Below are 1,099 nucleotides of genomic sequence, written 5' to 3'. Positions count from 1 at the left end.
TGGTAACACCCCCTGAAGTCCTATAGCGTCGGCATTGCGTCAATGACCGGACCGGACCTCCTGTGACGCGGCGTACCGTCACTGACACACACCGTTGAGGAAAGCAGACCGATGACCTGGACACACAGTTACGCACAAAAGGAAGACGTGGATCAGCCCTTTGATCCGCGGCTGGTTGCCGCGCGTACCGCATTCTTGGTTGCTCATCGCCAACTCGAAGCCGCGCGTGATGAACTGCTGAGGTTACACTCCCAGGCCCTTCGCCTGTAGGCCACCGTTGCATGGTCCTTCAGAGATGCCGTGCAGGTTGCAGCCGTCATTCGGACTCGGCGCGCCGGGCCAAGAGCGGGTCTGTCGGAGCGTCGCCGACACGACCGTTCGATCCTAATCACCGCCCCAAAGGAGGATATGTGCTCGCTGGCTTCCCTGTCATCGACTCCGGGCCACGTCACTGGAATCGCCCCATCGCAAAAGTGGTGCTTGGCGCCGAAAGGTCATCGGCAACAGATTGTTGCTCGATCGATGATAGGAGCAACCGTGCCCATTGACCTTCCTCCGAACCTCCAGAACACCGTTACTCCGATCGTGCGCTCCGCAGAACAGATGCCAACGGGAACTGGTGGCCACACTGAGAAGAAAGGGAAGAGTGAGGCAAGCGACGGCGTGAATGCACGCAACGCCGATAAGAACAGCTCGTCGAAGCATGGGCATACGACAACTGTGGCTGAGGTGACAAAGACTGACGTCCTGGCGGAGGCCAGCCGTGTCGCTGGACTTGCCGTTTCCAAGGGACGCAGGTTCGACTACAGCAGAGCCGGCGTTCGTGGATGGTTGGTTCGTGACGTTGAGGACCGCCCGTACCAGTCCGGCGATTTACACGGCGACCGCACAGGCGACGACTGGAAAGACTTCCATAACAAGCTCGGCCAGATCTGGCTCGGTGAAAATGGCACACTCTTCCGCGCGGATGAGGCATACGGCGCGAGTGCCGAAATAGGAACGTTCGACAACTCGTCGTTCCGTGAAGCGATAAATGAAGATCTTATCGGCGTCGGAAATGTCGGCTATGGCCAACTCATGACGGAGCTTCGAAGGCTAG

The 1,099-nt window shown here is 58.7% G+C and carries 1 protein-coding gene; it reads left to right on the top strand.

Translation table 11 applies throughout. The annotated features are described in order from the left end of the window. Positions 1-537 precede the first annotated feature (537 nt). Positions 538-1,099 (top strand): hypothetical protein (locus ACPW96_RS23270; protein WP_425886118.1); only part of this gene is annotated, 562 nt, incomplete at its 3' end.

Origin of the sequence: Micromonospora sp. DT81.3, from assembly GCF_049847225.1 — a bacterium.
In the GTDB taxonomy this organism is placed as follows: Bacteria; Actinomycetota; Actinomycetes; order Actinomycetales; family Microbacteriaceae; genus Microbacterium.
The sequence above is the reverse complement of the archived record's forward strand: the minus strand, read 5'-3'. Positions and strand labels throughout refer to the sequence as shown.